Source organism: Sulfurospirillum sp. 1307 (assembly GCF_054408545.1).
The window spans coordinates 1333912-1353953 of the sequence record NZ_CP176011.1 but is presented as its reverse complement, the minus strand read 5'-3'; the positions used below and the strand labels follow the sequence as shown (position 1 = coordinate 1353953).

The 20042-nt window shown below is 30.4% G+C and carries 22 protein-coding genes; 13 read left to right on the top strand and 9 right to left on the bottom strand.

Going from position 1 to position 20042, the window contains the following annotated elements; genetic code table 11:
• Positions 1-29 precede the first annotated feature (29 nt).
• The 6 genes from rpsR to ACKGJI_RS06845 form a co-directional block, all read right to left on the bottom strand.
• Positions 30-299, bottom strand: a complete 270-nt coding sequence (gene rpsR, locus ACKGJI_RS06870; protein ID WP_458699546.1) for a 30S ribosomal protein S18 — start codon at positions 297-299, stop codon at positions 30-32.
• Positions 300-330: 31 nt separating this feature from the next.
• The gene (locus tag ACKGJI_RS06865) at positions 331-810 is read right to left on the bottom strand and encodes a single-stranded DNA-binding protein (RefSeq protein ID WP_458699545.1); all 480 of its coding nucleotides are present in this window, start codon (positions 808-810) and stop codon (positions 331-333) included.
• 11 nt (positions 811-821) lie between these two features.
• Complete coding sequence (gene rpsF, locus ACKGJI_RS06860; RefSeq protein ID WP_458699544.1) at positions 822-1196, bottom strand: 30S ribosomal protein S6; 375 nt, start codon at positions 1194-1196, stop codon at positions 822-824.
• An 81-nt stretch (positions 1197-1277) separates the two neighbouring features.
• Positions 1278-2252: a DNA polymerase III subunit delta gene (holA, locus tag ACKGJI_RS06855; protein ID WP_458699543.1), complete on the bottom strand. Its 975-nt coding sequence runs from the start codon at positions 2250-2252 to the stop codon at positions 1278-1280.
• Positions 2245-4188 (bottom strand): RNB domain-containing ribonuclease, encoded by a 1944-nt coding sequence (locus ACKGJI_RS06850; protein WP_458699542.1) that lies wholly within the window; start codon positions 4186-4188, stop codon positions 2245-2247. Before ACKGJI_RS06850 ends, holA begins: the two co-directional genes overlap by 8 nt.
• Positions 4185-4997 carry an HDOD domain-containing protein gene (locus ACKGJI_RS06845; protein WP_458699541.1) on the bottom strand — a complete coding sequence of 271 codons (813 nt, stop codon included), beginning with the start codon at positions 4995-4997 and terminating at the stop codon, positions 4185-4187. Before ACKGJI_RS06845 ends, ACKGJI_RS06850 begins: the two co-directional genes overlap by 4 nt.
• A gap of 148 nt (positions 4998-5145) precedes the next feature.
• Here ACKGJI_RS06845 and ilvC point away from each other — a divergent pair, with 148 nt between their 5' ends.
• From ilvC to ACKGJI_RS06795, 10 genes are all read left to right on the top strand, one after another.
• On the top strand, positions 5146-6168 hold the full coding sequence (ilvC, locus tag ACKGJI_RS06840; protein ID WP_458699540.1) for a ketol-acid reductoisomerase: 1023 nt from the start codon (positions 5146-5148) through the stop codon (positions 6166-6168).
• Positions 6169-6227: 59 nt separating this feature from the next.
• Complete coding sequence (gene minD, locus ACKGJI_RS06835) at positions 6228-7037, top strand: septum site-determining protein MinD (RefSeq protein WP_458699539.1); 810 nt, start codon at positions 6228-6230, stop codon at positions 7035-7037.
• Complete coding sequence (gene minE, locus ACKGJI_RS06830; protein ID WP_458699538.1) at positions 7034-7276, top strand: cell division topological specificity factor MinE; 243 nt, start codon at positions 7034-7036, stop codon at positions 7274-7276. The genes minD and minE overlap by 4 nt, the downstream gene beginning before the upstream one ends.
• Positions 7263-8321 (top strand): divergent polysaccharide deacetylase family protein, encoded by a 1059-nt coding sequence (locus ACKGJI_RS06825; protein WP_458699537.1) that lies wholly within the window; start codon positions 7263-7265, stop codon positions 8319-8321. Before minE ends, ACKGJI_RS06825 begins: the two co-directional genes overlap by 14 nt.
• Positions 8321-9082 (top strand): DNA-processing protein DprA, encoded by a 762-nt coding sequence (locus ACKGJI_RS06820; protein WP_458699536.1) that lies wholly within the window; start codon positions 8321-8323, stop codon positions 9080-9082. Before ACKGJI_RS06825 ends, ACKGJI_RS06820 begins: the two co-directional genes overlap by 1 nt.
• A 217-nt stretch (positions 9083-9299) precedes the next feature.
• Positions 9300-10361, top strand: coding sequence for an extracellular solute-binding protein (locus ACKGJI_RS06815; protein ID WP_458699535.1), 1062 nt, complete (start codon positions 9300-9302; stop codon positions 10359-10361).
• Between the two features lie 87 nt (positions 10362-10448).
• The gene (locus ACKGJI_RS06810) at positions 10449-11507 is read left to right on the top strand and encodes an ABC transporter ATP-binding protein (protein ID WP_458699534.1); all 1059 of its coding nucleotides are present in this window, start codon (positions 10449-10451) and stop codon (positions 11505-11507) included.
• Positions 11508-11510: 3 nt separating this feature from the next.
• Positions 11511-12365: an ABC transporter permease gene (locus tag ACKGJI_RS06805; protein ID WP_458699533.1), complete on the top strand. Its 855-nt coding sequence runs from the start codon at positions 11511-11513 to the stop codon at positions 12363-12365.
• Positions 12362-13213 (top strand): ABC transporter permease, encoded by an 852-nt coding sequence (locus ACKGJI_RS06800; RefSeq protein ID WP_458699532.1) that lies wholly within the window; start codon positions 12362-12364, stop codon positions 13211-13213. The genes ACKGJI_RS06805 and ACKGJI_RS06800 overlap by 4 nt, the downstream gene beginning before the upstream one ends.
• Positions 13210-14001, top strand: coding sequence for a metallophosphoesterase (locus tag ACKGJI_RS06795; protein ID WP_458699531.1), 792 nt, complete (start codon positions 13210-13212; stop codon positions 13999-14001). The genes ACKGJI_RS06800 and ACKGJI_RS06795 overlap by 4 nt, the downstream gene beginning before the upstream one ends.
• On the opposite strand, the gene ACKGJI_RS06790 is transcribed toward ACKGJI_RS06795, so the two are convergent.
• Both ACKGJI_RS06790 and ACKGJI_RS06785 read right to left on the bottom strand, forming a co-directional pair.
• Positions 13998-15209 (bottom strand): NAD(P)/FAD-dependent oxidoreductase, encoded by a 1212-nt coding sequence (locus tag ACKGJI_RS06790; protein ID WP_458699530.1) that lies wholly within the window; start codon positions 15207-15209, stop codon positions 13998-14000. The two genes, ACKGJI_RS06795 and ACKGJI_RS06790, sit on opposite strands and share 4 nt — an antisense overlap.
• Positions 15206-16609, bottom strand: a complete 1404-nt coding sequence (locus tag ACKGJI_RS06785) for an FAD-dependent oxidoreductase (RefSeq protein WP_458699529.1) — start codon at positions 16607-16609, stop codon at positions 15206-15208. The genes ACKGJI_RS06790 and ACKGJI_RS06785 overlap by 4 nt, the downstream gene beginning before the upstream one ends.
• A 149-nt stretch (positions 16610-16758) precedes the next feature.
• Here ACKGJI_RS06785 and ACKGJI_RS06780 point away from each other — a divergent pair, with 149 nt between their 5' ends.
• The 3 genes from ACKGJI_RS06780 to ruvX are packed head-to-tail and all read left to right on the top strand — an operon-like array spanning position 16759 to position 19852.
• Entirely contained in the window at positions 16759-17511 is a 753-nt protein-coding gene (locus tag ACKGJI_RS06780; protein ID WP_458699528.1) for a glycerophosphodiester phosphodiesterase, read from the top strand.
• 46 nt (positions 17512-17557) lie between these two features.
• Complete coding sequence (locus ACKGJI_RS06775) at positions 17558-19441, top strand: methyl-accepting chemotaxis protein (protein WP_458699527.1); 1884 nt, start codon at positions 17558-17560, stop codon at positions 19439-19441.
• Complete coding sequence (ruvX, locus tag ACKGJI_RS06770) at positions 19442-19852, top strand: Holliday junction resolvase RuvX (RefSeq protein WP_458699526.1); 411 nt, start codon at positions 19442-19444, stop codon at positions 19850-19852. It abuts the gene before it with no gap.
• On the opposite strand, the gene ACKGJI_RS06765 is transcribed toward ruvX, so the two are convergent.
• Positions 19833-20009 (bottom strand): hypothetical protein, encoded by a 177-nt coding sequence (locus tag ACKGJI_RS06765; protein ID WP_458701713.1) that lies wholly within the window; start codon positions 20007-20009, stop codon positions 19833-19835. The genes ruvX and ACKGJI_RS06765 overlap by 20 nt on opposite strands.
• Positions 20010-20042 lie beyond the last annotated feature (33 nt).

The window sequence follows — 20042 nt, the reverse complement described above, 5'->3', positions numbered from 1 at the left end:
AACTCACTTGGTTTTTAAGTAGTGATTGATTAACCTTGAAGTAGGTCAAATGGATGAGCAACTACTTTTTTTCTATCAATGATATAAGGAATTAAAGCAGTATGTCTAGCACGCTTGATTGCCAACTCTACCATTTCTTGATGTTTTTTACAAGTACCAGTCAAACGACGTGGCATGATTTTATAACGCTCTGAAAGAGCTTGCTTTAATAACTTTGTATCTTTATAGTCAATATAGTCTATTTTTGCTTCACAATACTTGCAGTATTTACGAGCATATTTTCTTCTTTCTGGTGCCATTTTTATATCCTTCATTATTTTATTTTATTTCCTAAAATGGAATCTCATCTTCATCGATGTTTATTTCAGGAATCGAATCTTCCATAACATGTTTTGTTTCTTTTGGCTGTGCATATGTAGGCTGTTCACTAACAGGTTGAGTATATGATTGGTTGTTGTAACCACTGTTGTTTTGTTGATTGTCATCTCTGCTTCCAAGCATTTGAAGAGTATCAACTGTAACACTGTGTTTACTTCTTTTGCCACCGTTTTGATCAGTCCATTGATCTAGTTTCAAACGACCTTCTACAAGTACTTTACTACCTCTTCTTAGGTATTGATTTGCAATTTCAGCAGTTCTTCCAAAAAAAGTAATGTCAACAAAACATACTTCTTCTTTTTGAGTGCCATCATGTGCTTTAAACTTTCTACTTGTAGCGATTGCAGTACTAGCAACTGCAGTTCCTCCACCTGTGTAGCGTAACTCGATATCTCTTGTTAAATTACCTACTAATATTACTTTATTAAACATGTTAAGGCTCCTTAAGCTTGCTCTGCCTCTTCTTGAACATCTTCTTGTTTAGATGCAAATTTTTCTACTGATTTATTCCAGTGCTTGATCTCTTTTTGTTTCTCAAGCTTAACTGTCATAAATTTGATAAAATCTTCACTAATACGAAGGTTACGCTCAACCTCTAAGATAGCAGATGTAGGAGCTGTAAAATAAAATACACCATAAAATCCGCGCTCAAACTTTTGAACTGGGTAAGCTAGTTTTCTAGTTCCCATCTCTTGAAGTGCTGCAATTTGCGCACCATTTTTTTCTAAAACTTCTTTTAGAAAACCTACTTTTGCTTGTAATTCTTCTTCAGCCAATGTAGGCTTTAGAACGAAAAGCAACTCATAATGTCTTGTCATCGTTTCTCCTTATGGATTTGACTCAAAGCATAATCTGCTAAGAGCAAGAATAGTACTTATACAGTACGAGCGGCGATTATACTATAAATAACTTTCAAGTTTTATTAAAGTAGAAAGAAGAAATGATTCTTTGTCTAAATTTTTACTCTTTTTCAACTCAAATTCTGCGTTATTAAGCTCAATCAAAATAGTTTTGAAAGTATTTAAATCTATCTTGATACTCATTGCAGCTTTTTTTTGTGCGATTTGAGGAGGCATAGGGTATCCAACTATCTCTTTTGCGTCAAACCTTCCATAAGTTTTGATATATAGATGAAACATTAAAAGAGTTGAGATATAGTTTTGCATAGCATTGATGATTCTTACTTCATCCATACTTCCTTTTTGCTCGAGTGAAATAAGCTCATCTTTGATATCAGATTTATTTAAAAGTTTTTCTATAAAAGCATCAATGCTTACGCTTCCTAAGCCATACACTAGATTGTCTATATCTACAGTTGTGATAGTTTTATCAAAGATAAGTAGCTTTTGAAACTCATTTACACAAATCGATAAATCTTCCATATGTAGCATATAAAGATGAGTTAGAGCATATCTATCAATATCTAATCCAAGTTCATTTGCTTTCATTTGAAGTAATGCTAATGCTTCATTTTGATTTGCTTTAAAAAATCTGACAAAATCTTTACCAAATGATTTAGTTATATTTTTAGCTTTGCTTTGGTCTCCAAAATATTGATAAAGAAAAAAGCTATTATCACTCTTTTTACAAAGTGCGATGAGATTGTCCAACTCTTTTTTAGGTATAACTTTATCACTCTTTACATGTAGAATATTTTTACCGCCAAAAAGAGATGATTGACTTAAGTGATTTTTTGCTACACTATAGTCATACTCATCATAATACATAAGCAAAACTTCATCTTCTTCATCTTTGTATTTTTGGATTATTTTATTAGAAAACAAATTGTTTTGATAATCACACTCTCCATAAACAAAAATTGCTTTTGGAAGTGTGTTTGAGTCTAATAGTCTTTCTAAATCACGCTTATACATCTCTTCTCACTATTTTTGCATAAATTCTTGCAGTTGCGATATTTGATTCTACAATCTTAACAATAACTCTATCAAACAAGTCTGCATCTTCATCAAGTAAAAATAGTCTTGCTCCTTTAATCTCATCATCAAGTTTTGCTATGATTGATTTTGAATTGTCAGTTATGATAGCTTTAAAGTCTTCACCAACTCTTTCATTTGCCCATCTTGCAAATTTTCTATCCATAAAATCCCATGCAACTTTATCGCTTTGTCTTTCTAAATCGCTGATATTTTGACATACATTTTCTATGTCTTTTAGTAAAAATTTTTTTCTTTTTGTTTCATTCTTTAAATCAGCTTTTAGGAGTCTGTGAAGCATCAAATCACTATATCTTCTTATTGGTGAAGTAAAGTGAGTGTAACTATCAAAGCCTAACCCAAAATGACCTTTATTGACTGGTTCATAAATAGCTTTTTGTTGAGCTTTAATGATGAGTTTATCTACATCTTCTCTTATATCAAGTGCATCTGCTTTTTTTTGTATTTCTCTTATGAGTTTAGGAAGCTCGGGAGTAAAATTAACTTCAATTCCAATAAAAGCTAAATCATCTAAAAGTTTTTCTATCTTATCATAACTTGGCTCACCATGAGTTCTAAATACTCCAAAATCAAGTCTTTTTGATGCTGCTTTGTTTGCTAAAAGCATACAATCTTCTATTAAAGAGTGAGATGGAGTTTCACTTTCTATTTTAGTTTTAACCAGATTGAAATCTTCATCAAGTTCCATTCTTATTTCACTTGTTCTAAAGTTGAATGAATCTTTTAATCTTATATCTCTTAGTTTATTAGTTACTACATGTAAAGGAAGTAAAAATTCTAAAATTTTTTTATCAACATCACTAGCATCACTTAAATCTCCAGCCAAAAATTTATCGACTTCATCATATGTATATCTTCTCTTAGAGTGTATGATGGCTTCTAGTAATTCCTCTTTGAGAGGTTTTAGAGTGTTTTTATCAAGCGTTATTTTAAAAGTAAATGCCAATCTGTCTTCATTTGGTTTTAGTGAACAAATTCCTTCACTTAGGCTTCTTGGAAGCATTGGTATTGATTTGTGTGGAAAATATATAGAAAATCCTCTTTTTCTAGCTTCCTTATCGATATGCCCCATATCAAAAAGATATTCACTAACATCAGCAATTGCAACATAAAGAATATAGTTATCTTTGTCAAAATAAATAGCATCATCAAAATCTTTTGCATCATTTGGATCAATCGTACAAAAATCAAGATGAGTTAAGTCAACTCTGTTTGGATAAAATGATTTTTCAACTTTGTTTCCATGAGCTTTTGCTTCAATTTCCGCTTCTTTAGAAAAAAACTCTTCTTTATCAAACAAGGCAAGTGAAATTTTCTCATCAACACTAGGATCATCAAGTACTCCTAAGACTTCAGTTATAATACCTGATTCATTATCTATCTTTAAAACAGTTTTAGAAGGTAATTGTTTTAGTGATTTTTGAGTCGCACCTATATCTACAACTAGTTCATTTTTTATATTAACCCCAACTACTCTTTTGTGTTGTATTTTTGTATAAACGATGCTTGTTGGATTTACTCTTTTTGCTATAAAAACTACTTTTGCTTTAGGTCTGCCATCTCTTACATGTAGACGCTTTACTATGACTATATCACCTCTTGAAGCATTTAGTGTATCTTTTGCTTCAACAAGCAAATCTTTTAAATGAGAGTTTGTAAGAGTTTTTACAAATCCTGTACCATTTGAAGATATATCAATAACTCCAGCTTTATATCTTGAATCAAATTTATATTTGCCAAACTTTTTCTTTAATATCTTTAATCTAAATAGTTCTTCAACAAGAGAGACAAATTCGGAGGGAATCTCCTCGTTTGTCAGCTCTTTTTGGCTAAGTTCGAGGAGAAATTTTTTCACTGCGTAACTTTTTCTACTGCATTATTAAATACTTCTTCATCTAATTTGTAAGATTTAATTAATTCTTTTGCTTTAGATATAGAAGCATCGCTCATTTGCTCAAAAATATTGATACAATTTTTTACAACAAATAAAGCTTTTGCATATGGTAAAAGATGTTCAGGAGTATCACTATCTACATTTGAATATCTTATAATTTCAACTAATTCACCTTCTAAATTCCACTGTTCAAAGATTTTAGAAGTTATATCTTCATTGCTAAAACCAACCACTTGGGTTTCTAGTTCAGATAGTTCTTGTACATCTTTTATATCTTTTAGTTTTTCTTTAAACTCTACATCTTTTTTTTGCTCTAAGAGTTCATGAGAAATAATGATTTTTCCTATTTCCATCATAAATGCAGCTGGAACTAAAAGGTCTAACATTTCTCTATTTACTTTTGAATACCAGTTAAACATCAAAGCACTTTGTGATTGGCTAATATCCAAAAATAAATTGTTAGAAATACCATACGGAGATAAATCAACTTTTATATTTTGTTTTATCGCTGAAGCTAGGGCAAAACCTCTTATAGTTGCCATACCAAAAAGTGAAATTGCATGAGATACATTTTTGATTTCTCTGCTAAATCCGTAAAGTGGTGAGTTTGCTGCCTTTAGAATGTTGGCTGTAAGCATTGGATCGCTTTCAACAACTTGTATAAGCTCATTTAAAGAGCTGTTTTTGTCAGTGCAAATTCTTTGGATTTTTAAGACTGTATCGTCTAGTGGTGGAAGAGCTTTTATCTTTTTTAGTATATTACTATCCATTTTATTTCCCCATATATAAAATTTTGTTACATTTTATCAATTTTCACTTTATATACAGCTTTACTTTTATGAAATGATTGCTTATAAGAGGTTGCTAAGCATAATTTGGATAATATGCCTCATTTTACAAATGTATAAAGGGTATTACATGGCAATAACTGTATATTATGACAAAGATTGTGATTTAAGTATCATTCGCTCAAAAAAAGTAGCAATGATTGGTTTTGGTTCTCAAGGACACGCTCACGCTGAAAACTTAAGAGATAGTGGAGTAGAAGTAGTAGTTGGACTAAGAAAAGGTGGAAGTTCTTGGGCAAAAGCAGAAGCAAAAGGTTTTAGTGTAAAAACTGTTGCAGATGCTACAAAAGAAGCAGATGTTGTTATGATACTTCTTCCTGATGAGCTTCAATCTGACATTTTCAAAGCAGAAATTGAGCCAAATTTAGAAGAGGGCAATGTTATAGCTTTTGGTCATGGTTTTAATGTTCACTATGGACAAATAAAGGCTCCAAAAGGTGTTGATTGTATCATGGTTGCACCTAAAGCTCCAGGGCATACAGTAAGAAGTGAGTTTGTAAATGGCGGTGGTATCCCTGATTTAATCGCAGTTGACCAAGATGCAAGCGGAAATGCAAAAGCAATCGCTCTATCATATGCAAGTGCAATTGGTGGTGGTAGAACTGGAATCATTGAAACAACTTTTAAAGATGAAACAGAGACTGACCTTTTTGGTGAGCAAGCTGTTCTTTGTGGTGGTGTTACATCACTAGTTCAAGCTGGTTTTGAAACTTTAACAGAAGCTGGATATGAGCCAGAAATGGCATACTTTGAGTGTTTACATGAGCTTAAACTTATCGTTGATTTGATGTATCAAGGTGGAATTGCTGATATGAGATATTCTATCAGTAATACAGCTGAGTATGGTGATTATGTAAGTGGTAAGAGAGTTATCAATGAAGAGTCTAAAAAAGCTATGAAAGAAATCTTAGCTGAGATTCAAGATGGTAGATTTGCTAAAGATTTTATACTTGAGAGAAAAGCAGGCTATACTCGCATGAATGCTGAAAGAGCAAATGCTGAGAGAAGTTTGATTGAGCAAACAGGTAAAAAACTAAGAGCAATGATGCCTTGGATTACTTCTAAAAAAATCATTGATAAAGATAAAAACTAAAAATTTAAAAACTTTTTACATGTAGAGATTTTTCTCTACATGTAGTCTATGGAGAACTAATGGGAACTATTATTACTGTCACATCTGGAAAGGGTGGTGTTGGTAAATCTACAACAACTGCTAATTTAGCTGTTGGTTTAGCAAACTTAGGTAAAAAAGTTGTTGCAATTGATTTTGATATAGGATTACGTAATCTTGATATGATTTTAGGTTTAGAAAATCGTATAGTCTATGATGTTGTTGATGTTATGGAAGATAGATGTAACTTATCTCAAGCTTTAATTAATGATAAAAAAGCGAAAAGCTTATATTTTTTACCTGCTTCTCAAACAAAAGATAAAAATATACTTGATAGACAAAAAGTTAAAAAACTTCTTTTAAGCCTAAAAGAGGATTTTGATTTTATTTTACTCGATTCTCCAGCTGGTATTGAAAGCGGATTTGAGCATTCTATATTCTTGGCTGATAGAGCTTTGATAGTATCTACTCCTGATGTAAGCTCTGTTCGTGATGCTGATAGGGTTATTGGTATCATTGATGCAAAAAGTGAAAAAGCAAAAGAGGGCAAAGAGGTAGAAAAGCATGTTATTATCAACAGATTAAAGCCTCAAATGGTTGAAAGTGGTAATATGCTTAGTGTTGAAGATGTTTTGAGTATCTTAGCACTTCCTTTGATAGGTGTTGTTCCTGATGATGAAGAGATAATTGGCTCAACAAATGTAGGAGAACCTATAATCTACAAAGACAAATCACTCTCTGCTGAAGCTTATAGAAGAATTTCTAAAAGAATTTTAGGTGAAGAGCTTGAATTTTTAGATTTAAAAGCTAAAAAAGGCTTTTTCCAATCACTTAAAGGAATTTTCAAATGAGTCTTTTTGATAAGCTATTTGGAAAGAAAAAAAGCAGTGCTAGCATAGCAAAAGATAGACTTACAATCATGCTTGCTCATGAAAGAGTTGATTGTAAATTGCCTTATCTTGATGATTTGAGAAATGATTTGATAGAAGTTATCAAAAAATATGTTCCTGTAAATGATGTAAAGATAACTTCTCACAACAATCAAAGTGTAGATATGCTTGAAGTAGAGATTTTACTTGGCAAAAAATAGAAAAAAAAAGAAAAAAGTAAGTAAGTCTTTTTTCAATAAGAAAAAGATAGCTATTGTCATACTTGCTTTTTTTGTTTCTTTTTTAGTTGTATATAGTGTTAATTACTTTGAACTTTTCAACAAAAGTCATAAAGAAGAAGCATCTAATGATTTAGAATCCACAAAAGTGTTGATGGATAAAATGAAAAAGATGCTTGACGAAGAGAAAAAACGACTAGAAGAACTCCCAAAAATTAGCAAAAAAGAGCAAAAAAAAGAGATTTTACCACCCATAAATGAAGAAAAACACAATATAGAAAATCAATTTTCTGAGATTAAAGATTATAAAAAAAGTTTAGAAAAAGATTTACATGTAGAAAAAAAAGAACCTTTACATGTAAAGAAAAAATATGTTTATGAAGGTAAACCGAAATTAGCAATCATCATCGATGATGTATCTTATGCAAATCAAACAAGATTGATAAAAAAAATACCATATAAAGTAAGTCCATCTTTTTTTCCACCAAGCAAAAGACATCCAAATACAATTTTTTTAGCAAAAGATTTTAAATTTGCTATGGTTCATCTCCCAATGGAAGCAAGTAGTAGCTATACAAGGCCTGAAGAGAGTACTTTGTTGGTTGGTGATTCTACTGAAGTGATTAGAAAAAGAATAAAGCAAATAAAAAAGTGGTTTCCAAATATAAAATACTATAACAACCACACAGGAAGTAAGTTTACTTCCGATTTAGAATCTATGAAAAAGCTTTTTAAAGTTTTTAAAGAGGAGAATTTGGTTTTTGTAGATAGTAGAACAACAGCTAAAACAAAAGCTCCAATAATAGCACAGAACAATCATATAGATTTGATTTCAAGAGATGTTTTTTTAGATAATAGTACAGATAAAAGGTTAATAAAAGAGCAATTAAAAAAAGCTGTAAATGTAGCTAAAAAAAGAGGATATGCTGTAGCAATTGGTCATCCTCATAAAAATACTTTAGAAGTTTTGATACATGCAAAATCAATTTTAAAAGATGTTGATTTAATTTATGTGAAAGATTTATGATGCGAGTTGAGTTTAAAATAGATGAATTAAACTCGATGCAAAAATACCCTCAAAAATTATTTTATAAAGGAAATCTAGAACTACTAAAACTTCCAAAAATTTCAGTGGTAGGAACTAGAAGACCATCAAATTATACAAAAAAAGTAGTCGCACAACTTTGTAGTACTTTATCAAAAAGAGGAGTTTGCATAGTAAGTGGTGGAGCAATGGGAGTTGATGCTATAGCTCATAAAAACTCTAAAGACACCATTTGTGTTTTGGCAAATGGAATTGATATAAGATATCCAAAAGTAAATACTTCATTGTTTGAAAAAATTGAAAAAGATGGACTTTTGCTTAGTCAATTTGAAGAGGGCTTTCGTGCAACCCCTTGGAGCTTTGTAGTAAGAAATGAATTAGTTATAGCTTTGGGTGAAGTTGTGATTATAGCTGAAGCTGATAAAAACAGTGGTAGTATGAGAAGTGCAGAATTTGCTTTAAAAATGGAAAAAGAGATATATGTTCTACCTCATAGACTTGATGAAAGCAAGGGTACAAACCAACTCTTAAAAGATGGATTGGCAAAAGCTATTTTTGATATGGAAGAGTTTGCAAATAAATTTGGAGATACAATAAGTAATTCAAAGGATGAAGTATTAGAATACATCAAAGAAAATAGTTCATTTGAAAAAGTTTTTTCTAAATATGGTAATTTAATTTATGAATATGAATTAGATGGAAAAATACAAATTAAAAATGGACATATCTATATATTTAGGTAAAATCTACACACATTTGAAAAATTTCAAAAAAATTTCATAAAAGAAACTAAACTTAAAGATTAATTTTGTAACATTATTAGTAGTTTATGTACAAAATTACAAAATTAATATATATGAAGTTGTATTGTTTTGTAATTGTGTTTCATAATTTGGGTTAAATTGTAATCAAATTGTTACTTTACAATTGTATTATTCTTTCAAATTTAAAGGAGAAAGTATGAAAAAAACATTGTTAGTTGGTGTATCTGCACTATTGTTGAGTTCTGGTGCCTTATTGGCTCAAGAGACTTTGAGGTTATTAACTTGGAAGGGATATGCGCATCCAGAGCTTGTTAAAAAGTTCGAAAAAGAAACAGGAATTAAAGTTAAAATAACTTATTCTAATAATGAAGAAATGGTTGCAAAACTTATTGCAACAAGAGGTGGTGGATTTGATTTAGCTCAACCAAGCCAAGATAGAATAACATTTGTTCAAATGAAACATAAAATTTATAAACCAATTGATTATTCAAGAGTAAATACAGGTCATTTGATAACTTCAATGCTTGATGCAGTTAAGAAAAATACAAAAGTAAAAAATGATTCATATGGAGTTCCTTTTTGTTATGGAACAACTGGAATGATAGTAAATAAGAAACTAGCTCCTGAAGCAAATGATTGGTCAGATTTATGGAATCCAAAATATGCTGGAAAAATCTCTTATAGATTAAAAAGACCTACATTAATAGCAACTGCTCTTGGTATGGGTGAGGATCCATTTGCTTTATATGGAGATATAAAAGCTTATGCTGCTTTAATGAAAAAAGTAGAAAAGAAATTAATAGACAATAAACATTTAGTAAAAACTTATTGGACAAGTGGAGATACACAAGTTGCACTTATCAAAAATGGTGATGTAAATGTAGAATCTGGTTGGGATGGAAAAGGTTGGACTCTTCATGCAACAAACCCAGATATTGATTTTGTAGCACCTAAAAGCGGAGCATTAGGTTGGATTGATACTTTTGCAATTCCTGCAAGAGCAAAAAATATCGATGCTGCTTATAAATGGATAAACTTTGCTTTAAAACCTGAAAATGCAGCTTATTTTACAAACGACCAAGGTTATGGTACAGCTTCTAAAGATGCTATTAAATACCTTAAACCAGAAATTAAAGATAATTTTAATAGAACATTCTCAAAAGAAGATATTGATAATATCAAATGGTATCCAGCACTTCCAGCTGGTTTTGATAAGATTGAATCTAAAATCTTAGAAAGAATTAAATCAGCAAAATAATTTTGCCTGAGTTAGAGGTTTAAATACCTCTAACTATATATACTTAAGAATTTTATAGTGAATTTTTAATTATATATAAGGGCAAATATGGAACATATACTAGAAGTAAAGAATTTATCCAAACATTTCAAAGGCTTTACAGCAGTTCAATCTATTAATTTTTTTGTTGAAGAAGGCGGTTTTTTTTCAATACTAGGACCATCAGGCTGTGGAAAAACCACACTTCTTAGGATGATTTCAGGCTTTGAACAAGAGAGTGAAGGTGATATATTTATTCGTGGAAAATCTATGAAAGGTATTCCTCCTGAGAAAAGACCAGTAAATATTGTATTTCAAAACTTAGCACTTTTTCCTATGATGAATGTAGAGGAAAATGTAGCATTTGGATTGAAAAGACAAAAAATTTCAAAAACAGAAATCAATTCTCGTGTAAAAGAGATGTTAGAAAGAGTAGGCCTTAAAGGATTTGAAAAGAAAAAGGTAACAGAACTATCTGGGGGACAGCGTCAGCGCGTTGCTATAGCTAGGTCACTTGTTTTAAGGCCTTCAATATTATTACTAGATGAACCTCTTGGTGCACTTGATAGAAAACTAAGAGAGCATATGAAAATTGAACTAAAATTACTCCAGAAAGAAATTGGTACAACTTTTATCTATATAACTCATGATCAAAGTGAAGCATTGGTAATGAGTGATAAAGTGGCAGTTATGAATAAAGGTAGATTTGAGCAAATTGATACTCCTCAAAACCTTTATAAAAATCCTAAAACTTCGTTTGTTGCTGGGTTTGTGGGAGAGAGTAATCAGTTTGATATTCAAAGCTATGATAATGATGTTTTAGTTACGAGCAATGGTTGGAAATTGATAAAAAATGGTATAGATTTTATCCCTAAAAAATTATTTATCCGTCCTGAAGCATTTATATTGAATCCAGCAGATGATTTAAAAAATCTTAATATTGTTGATATGAGAGTAAAAACAATTTTATTTGATGGTGCCAATACAAAAATAGCAGTAACAATTCTAGAGAGTAAAGATGAAGTATTGATATCACTTCCTCAAAATGCACAATTTGAAGATTTAAAAGAGGGTGATATAGTAAAGGTTGGAATTCACCAAGATAATTTAAAATGTTATGAAGAGTAAATTATGAAAAGAAAAAATATAACTTTTTATATACTTATAGTGCCGGTTCTTATGTGGTTGATCCTTTTAATAGTACTACCCCATGTGGATCTTTTAATAAGCTCTTTTCAGTATGAAAATGATTTTGGAGAGAAAGTTTTCTCTTTTAATAATTATTTATCTTTTTTTAAAGACCCAGTATATTGGCTTACCTTTGTAAGAACAGCTTTTTATTCAATTGCCATTACAATATTGGCTTTTGTTATTACTTTTCCTGTTGCATTTTATTTGACTAAAGTTGTTGCTAAAAAGTATAGTAGTTTTATGACACTTTTACTTTTAATACCAATTTGGGTTGGAGAGTTAGTTACAATCTATGGATGGATGGTTCTTTTAAGTGATAATGGGGTTATAAATAACTTTCTTATAAATCTAGGAATCATAGACAAGCCTATTGTGATGTTGTATACTGATTTTAGTATGATAATAGGTCTATTGTATATGTCAATGCTTTTTATGATTGTTCCAATGATGTCAGCGCTTGAAAGCTTGGATGATAGTTTGATTGAAGCTGCTAGTGATTTGGGAGCTTCAAAGTGGACAATAATTACAAGAATTGTAATTCCTTATGCTATGCCAGGAATAGCTTCAGGTAGTATAATGGTATTTATGTTGATCATAGGTGATTATGTTGCACCAAATATTTTAGGTGGTAAAAGTTCTCTTTGGTTTACAGAACAAATATATAATTTCTTCCTAACTACAATTGATTGGAGTCAAGGTTCAGCCTTTGGTTTCTTATTGTTGATTTTATCTTCAGCAATAATTTGGGGAGTATTAAAAATCACAGGACAAAAATTAGAAAGGGTAGGTTCATGATAAGATCGTTACCAAATTCACCACTTTATAAATTTGGATATAGAATTTATGTTGGCATATTTTATTTATTTTTGGTATTGCCATTAATTACGATATCGGTTTTGGCATTTAATGATTCAAATTTCATAGGTCTACCATGGGAAGGTTTTTCTTTAGATTGGTTTTTTGCTAACACTAGTGATAGGTTAGGAATGTTTGCTGATGAAGATTTGCTAATTAGTATTTGGACAAGTTTTGAGACAGGATTTTTTGTTGCTTTACTTTCTACGATAGTTGGGACTTTTGCTGCACTATTATTTGAAGAGGAAAATTTTAGATTTAAAGGACTCTTATATTTTCTTGCTTTAGCTCCACTTGTTATACCTGGTGTTATATTAGGTATATCTATCTTACTTAGCTCAACATCTGTTGGGATTTATATTGAAGATAAATTTGGTATCTTTATTGAATCATTAACTCCTAGCTTTTGGCTTGTTGTATTTGGACAATTTTCTTTTTGTGCAACTTATGTTATGCTTATAGTTGGTGCAAGACTTAAAAAGTTTGATAGAACTTTGGAAGAAGCAGCGCTTAGTTTAAGAGCTACTAGATTACAATCTATTTGGCATGTAACTATTCCTTTTTTAAGACCTTCAATAATTAGTGCATTTATTGTTTCTTTTCTTATAAGTTTTTCAAATTTCAATACTACAATTTTCTTGATAGGCTCAGACCCAACACTTCCTGTAGATTTGTACTCAAGGATTAAGTTTAGTTCAACACCTGTTTTAAATGCAGTTTCGTTTATGATTGTTACTCTTATAACAATTACAGCTGCTATAAATCTATTTATAAATAGAAATAAATGAAAATAATACAGTTAAGTGATCTTCATTTAATAGGGAATAGTGATAAATCCTTGTATGGAATTAACCCAAACTATAGACTAAAAAGAGCATTAGAAAGTATTAAAAAAAATCACAGTGATACTGAGTTTGTAGTTATAACTGGTGATTTAACTGATAATGCTTCACTTAGTGCATATGAATTTCTAAGCAAAATTATACAAGATTTTCCTATTCCAGTTTATCCTCTGTTAGGAAACCATGATAGTAGAAGAGTTTTTTTTAAATATTTCAAAGATTATTTTACTGAAGGCTTTGTTCAATATATAAAAAAAATTGATGATAAAGTACATATCTTTCTTGATACTTTAGTTGAAAATCAGTCATATGGAGAACTTTGTAATGCTAGATTAAGATGGCTCAAAGATAAATTAGATGAATCTAAAAAAAGTTTGGTTTATCTATATATGCATCATCATCCTATAAATTCTGGCTTGTATGAAATGGATAATATTGGGGATTTTAAATCGAGTAATGAATTTTGGAATTTGTTAAAAAACTATAAAAATGTTAGACATATTTCGTTCGGTCATTTACATCGCATAATGCATTCTAGTAAATACAATATTTCTCTTCATTCAACTAAAAGTACAACGTTTCAAGTAGCATTCCAGCCAAATAATAAAATAGAATATTTGACCAATGAAGAACAACCAGCTTATGCAATTATAGAAATATTAGAAGATGGAAATACTAGAATCCATCATCATGAATTTATGAATGAAGATAGATTCTATCTTGGTGATTATTAGTCTTCAAATCTTATATAAATGGTATCGTCTTTACTAATAGGAAAATCTAGTCTAGGTATTTTAATGTTTTGAAATGTAGAAGCATTGACTTGTTTTTTGTAAACAACGGTTTTGTTTACATAAACAACTAAGTTACCACTACATTTTTTCTTAAGTCTTAAATTTGTTAAAGTTTTACTAGGATAATTTAAATCAATTAAACTAGGATAAAACCATTGTATATTTTCATCAGCTTGTATTTTTACATGTAAAGGAGTAAGTTTTTCATTTTTTAATGAATCATCTATAAATTTTGCAAGTCTTTTACCTTCAAAATAACATTTGAAAGCTGTTAGTGCTCCTCTTAAAATATTTCCTACCGCAAAAAAATCTTTTTTTGTTGTTTGGAATGCTTGGGATACAAATAAAGAGTTATTTGTATAATTAAAATCCTTGAAACTTTTTTGCAGTATTTCACTTTCCGGTGCAAATTTTCCACTAAATATAATACCATCGCACTCTATTGTTTCTTCATTTCCATCTTTAGAAATAGTGATACTTTGTATATTTTTATTTTCTCCATTTATACTAACTATTTCATATCCAACTTTTACTGGAATATTAAAAAACAACTCTGTAAAAGTTTTAATTATGCTAAAAGTATTTAAGTTTTTATCCTCTTCAATTAAAGCTTTTACTTCCATTCCAGCATGTTTTGCACTCATGATTGCTGAGAAACTAACAATCTCGCTTCCAACTATAACAGCATTTTTAAATGGGCATTGTTTTTGTAAGTAAGTAAATCTTTGTAGTGCTCCAGTTGTTATTATATTTGGACTTCTTATACCTGTGATAAATCTTGGTGGCCTTGGAGTTTCTCTTGCACCAAGAGCTAAGATAGTTTTTTGAGCATTATAAGTTTCTAAACCATTGTTTGTACTAAAAATAAGTTTGTCATCATCTATGTCAACAAGTGTGTGTTTTAATTTGATTGTAATTTTTTTATCATTTGCAATTTTTACAAGTTTTTTGGCATATTGAGGGCCACTTAAAAGTCTATAAAACTCAAATATCCCAAATCCTAAATGTCCACAATGTCTAGGAGTTCCTCCAGCTTCATCTTCTCTATCAAATACTATTATGTCACTATAGCCTTTATTTGATAATTCTATAGCTAAACTAAGACCAGCAGGTCCTGCTCCTACTATCGCAATTTGTACTTTTTTCATTTATTACTCTTTTCGCAGATTTCAGATATAGCAGCTTGGCAGTTAAATCCTTGGCACCTTCCCATTGTCACTCTGGTTCTTCTTTTTAATCCACCAAATGTTCCAGCTGCAGTTTCACCCTTTAGGGCATTTTCTATTTCTCTTTGTGTTACTCGCTCACAATGGCATATAATTTTTCCATAATTTGAATTCTGGTAATCTCTTTGTTGAAATTCACTTATATTTTGTATTTTTATGGAGTTAGGTATTTCTTTTTTTTCTGTATTATACTTTTTATCATTTAACTCAAATACATATTTTGCTAACCCTAATGATGCTGTAAGTCCAGTTGAACGTATACCCCCGACAGTTATCCAGTTTTTTTCATCGTTAATCATGACTCTATAGTGACTCTTATCTGATGCTGGTCTTAAACCTGCAAAAGTTGCTACTATATTGTGGTTTTTCAAAAGGGGAAGATGTTCAAATGCCTTTTCTTGTAGCATTTTTAATGTTTCTTTTTTTGTAATACTATTAGTTCTACTGTTTTGATCTTCTGCTGTTGGTCCTACTAGAATATTACCAAAAGCTGTTCTTGTTATGACTATACCTTTTGTAATTTTTGTAGGTACAGGTAGTATTATTGAGTTTATGAGGTTATAAGCAGTCTTATCAAATATGATAAATTGTCCCTTCCTAGGAATTATTTTAAAATCTTTGCTACCTTTTATGCTATCCACTATGTCACCATAAAGACCGGCAGCATTTATTATAGTTTTTGCTTTTATTGTTTTTTGTGAGGTTTTTATTTCCCAAAAATCTCCGTTATAATTTCCACTTTTTACTTCGTGTGAAAATGCTAGTTTTCCTCCTGCTTCAACACCTAGCTTGATATAAGCTAATGGCGCACTCCAAGGGTCTATCAATGATTCACCATGCACTAAAATAGCTGCTTTTGCTTTTTTTGATAAATTTGGTTCTCTTTGTGCTATTTGTTCATGTGTTATAAGTTCAAGTTCTTTTACGCCATTGTTCAAACCTTTTTGAAGAATTCCATCAAGTTTTTCAACTTGTTCATCATCCCATGCAACAACTAATGCTTTTGTATTTAAAAAAGCTAAATTTAGTTTATCTTTTATCTTTATATACTCAGAATAGCCCCTTTTTACGCATTCTAGTTCTAAACTTTCAGGTGGCGCATCAAAACCAGTATGCAATATAGCACTATTTCCTTTGCTTGCACCTTCTAATACATCATTTTCTTTTTCTACAAGTACAGTTTTTGCTCCATTTTCACAAAATTCTTTAAAAATTCCGCAACCAACAACACCAGCTCCAATGACAGCTACATCAAAAACCTCGTCTTCTGAAAAATTTAGTTTTTTCTTTGGAAATAGATTATTTAAGTCTATATTTTTCAATGCTTTTCCTTAAGTTTTTTATAAACCACCTATACTTTTGGGATATAAGGTATAGATTGTATTTAAGATTATAATTATTTATCATTTTACATCTTTATACCTTTATGATAGATATATATGATATAATTTTTTAAAAAAAGAGGTTTACTATGTCTTTTTGGGACAATTTAGATGATAAGGCAATGCTCATTGGCGCTCACAGGGGTGCTAGGAGTTTAAAAGCTGAAAATACGATGGGCGCTTTTAGAGATGCAATTGGAAAGAGTGATTTTATAGAATTAGATGTGGGCTTTAGTAAAGATGGAGTTGCTGTAGTTATTCATGATGACACACTCGAGAGAACATCAAATGTAAAAGAAGTTGATGGTTTTTATCCTCCTTATAATGTTGTAGATTATGACTATGATGAACTTTTAAAATTAGATATGGGCTCATGGTTCAATAAAGATGACAAAGAGCATTTACCAACTTTAAAAGAGGTTTTAGAGCTTTTAAAGCAAGAAAACTTCCCAGTAAATATTGAGATAAAAGATTTGAGTAAAACGCCATTTGATAAAGTTGCTGTAAAAAAAGTCATTGAGTTAGTAAAAGAGTTAGAAATGGATGATTTGGTATTAATATCATCTTTTAATCACAAATATCTACAAGAAGCAAAAGAGTTAGCTCCAAATATCAAAAGAGCAGCCTTGCAAGAGAAAGAACATCCAGAAAACTTGGTAGAGTATTTAAGAGAATTAGATGTAGATATGTACAATCCAGATATTCAATTAGTCAATGAAGAGTTAATAAAACTATTAGATGAAGCTAAAATTTTTGTAAATGTTTTTACTATAAAAGATAAAAAAGAGCGAGAAAAGATGAATGCATTAGGAGTTAAGTCAATTTTTAGTGATATTTTATAAACATTTTTATAGAATGTGATATTATCAATAAAATGGGAGGGGATTAATGAGTTTCAAAAATAAGATTTCTTTAGTAGTAACTCTAATTGTTGTTTTTGGGTTAACTACATTAGGAGTATTTAGTTTTTACCATACTAAAAGTAGTAGTGTAAAAGAGGTTCAATCTTCAATTCAATCAAAGGCTTTAGCATTAAGAGATTATATTGATTTATGGGTTAAAAGTAAAAAAGATATAGTATCAAAAAATGCAAGAGATTTTTGGTCTGCTGAATACTCATATGAGGGTGAATTAATCCCAAAGTTAAAAAAATATACAAAAGATGTAGGTGCAATGGATGCGTATATTGGTTTTGAAGATGGGCGTATGGTTCTTGGCTCTCAAGCAAAATTACCTGATGGATATGACCCAAGAAAAAGACCTTGGTATATAAAAGCCAAAAATGAAAAAAAAGTAGGTATTACTGATGCCTATCAAGATGCAACTACAAATAAGTTTATTGTAACTATTATGGCTCCAATTTTTGATAAAGAAAATAAATTTTTAGGAGTTTATGGAATAGATTTATCTTTAGATGATTTAGTAAAAGTAGTCAATGATACTAAATTTAAAGGCGGATATGGAGCATTACAAGATTCAAAAGGTGTTATTATAGCTCATCCAGCAAAAAAAATTCTTGGAAAAAACCTACATACAATACTTCCTGATGTCGCAAAAGAACTTGATTCAAAAGATAGTGGAATGGTAGAGTATAATTTTAAAGGTGCCGATAAGCTTTTATCTTTTTATACTTCAAAAGAAACAGGATGGAAAGCACTTATGACTTTTGATAAAAAAGCTGCTTATGCTTTTTTGGATGAACAGGCTATTGGGCTTTTAATTCTAGGATTGATTATTTTAGGTATAACTTTAGCAGTTATTGCGATTTCTACAAAAATACTTATGAAACCATTAAATAATTTAAATGAATTGGTTGCAAATATGGCAACTAGCGAGGGGGACTTAAGACAAAGATTGGAAATTAATTCCAATGATGAGTTTGCTAAAGTTTCTGAAAATATAAATAAATTTATAGAAAAACTACATGAGATTGTGAAAGAATCAAAACAAATAAGTTCAGAAAATTCAGCGATTTCAGAAGAGCTTTCTCAAACTGCAAATGAAGTGGGAAATAATGTAGAAGAAGAATCAAAAATAGTTTCAAATACTAGAAATAAAGGGTTAGAGCTAACTTCATATCTTGATAGTGCAGTTGAAGAAGCAAAATCTTCTCAAATTGAGTTGGAAAAAACTTATGATAGTGTTAATCAGATTAAAAATAGAGTGGAAGATTTAGAAAGCACTATGCAAGGAACATCACAAAAAGAGCAGAATTTAGCAGAAAAATTAAATACAGTGAGTCAAAATGCAGCTGAAGTGAAGGAAGTTTTAAATATCATAAAAGATATAGCAGACCAAACCAATTTGCTTGCATTAAATGCAGCAATAGAAGCTGCGCGTGCTGGCGAGCATGGAAGAGGATTTGCAGTTGTTGCTGATGAAGTTAGAAAATTGGCTGAGAGAACTCAAAAAAGTTTGGTTGAAATTGATGCAACTATAAATGTAGTTGTTCAATCTATTATGGAAGCAAATAGTGAGATTTCGGAAAATTCACAAGAAGTGCAACATCTTGCAAATATTTCAGAAGAATTACAACAACAAATGAATGAAATATCAGATGTGATTAACAAAACAATAAAAGGTGCTAGTAAAACTGTTAATGATTTTAGTGATACATCAAATAAAGTCAAATCTATTGTTGAAGATGTTGATAAAATCAATGATATATCAAATAGTAATGTTAATAGTATTGAAAATGTATCTCAAGCTTCAAATCATCTACATAGTATGACTGAAAATCTTAACAATGAGTTAAATAAGTTTAAATCTTAAATGAAAAAAATAGCTGCAATTGATGTTGGGTTAAAACGCATAGGAGTTGCAATCTCGTTTGGTGAGATTGTTACTCCACAAAATGCAATTTTAAGAAAAAATAGAAATCAAGCTGCAAGAGATGTAAGTACTTTTTTGAAAGAGTGGCAGATAGATACTCTTATTGTTGGACTTCCAAAAGGAGGAAGTAGCGAAGAGGAGATGCAAAGAAGGATAGAGCATTTTGTATCTTTGCTTGATTTTGATGGTAAAATTGAATTTTGTGATGAGTATGGCTCAAGTGCTGAAGCAAAAGAGCAAATGAAAGGAATCACAAAACAAAAAAGAGATGGCAAGATAGATTCACTCGCCGCTAAAATTATCTTGGAGAGATGGATTAGTAGCAGCAGTACTATTTCAGAGAAAATTTAAAATTATTTTCCATTTTGATTGCTTCATCTCTACCATAAACTACTATATCATTATCTACTAAAATCTCATCATCAGAAATTTTATCTGGATAATCCACAAAATTTAGTATATGTTTTATTGTATTTATCCTGGCTTTCTTTTTGTTATCACTTTTTATGATTGTCCATGGAGCTTCTTCCTGAGTTTCTCA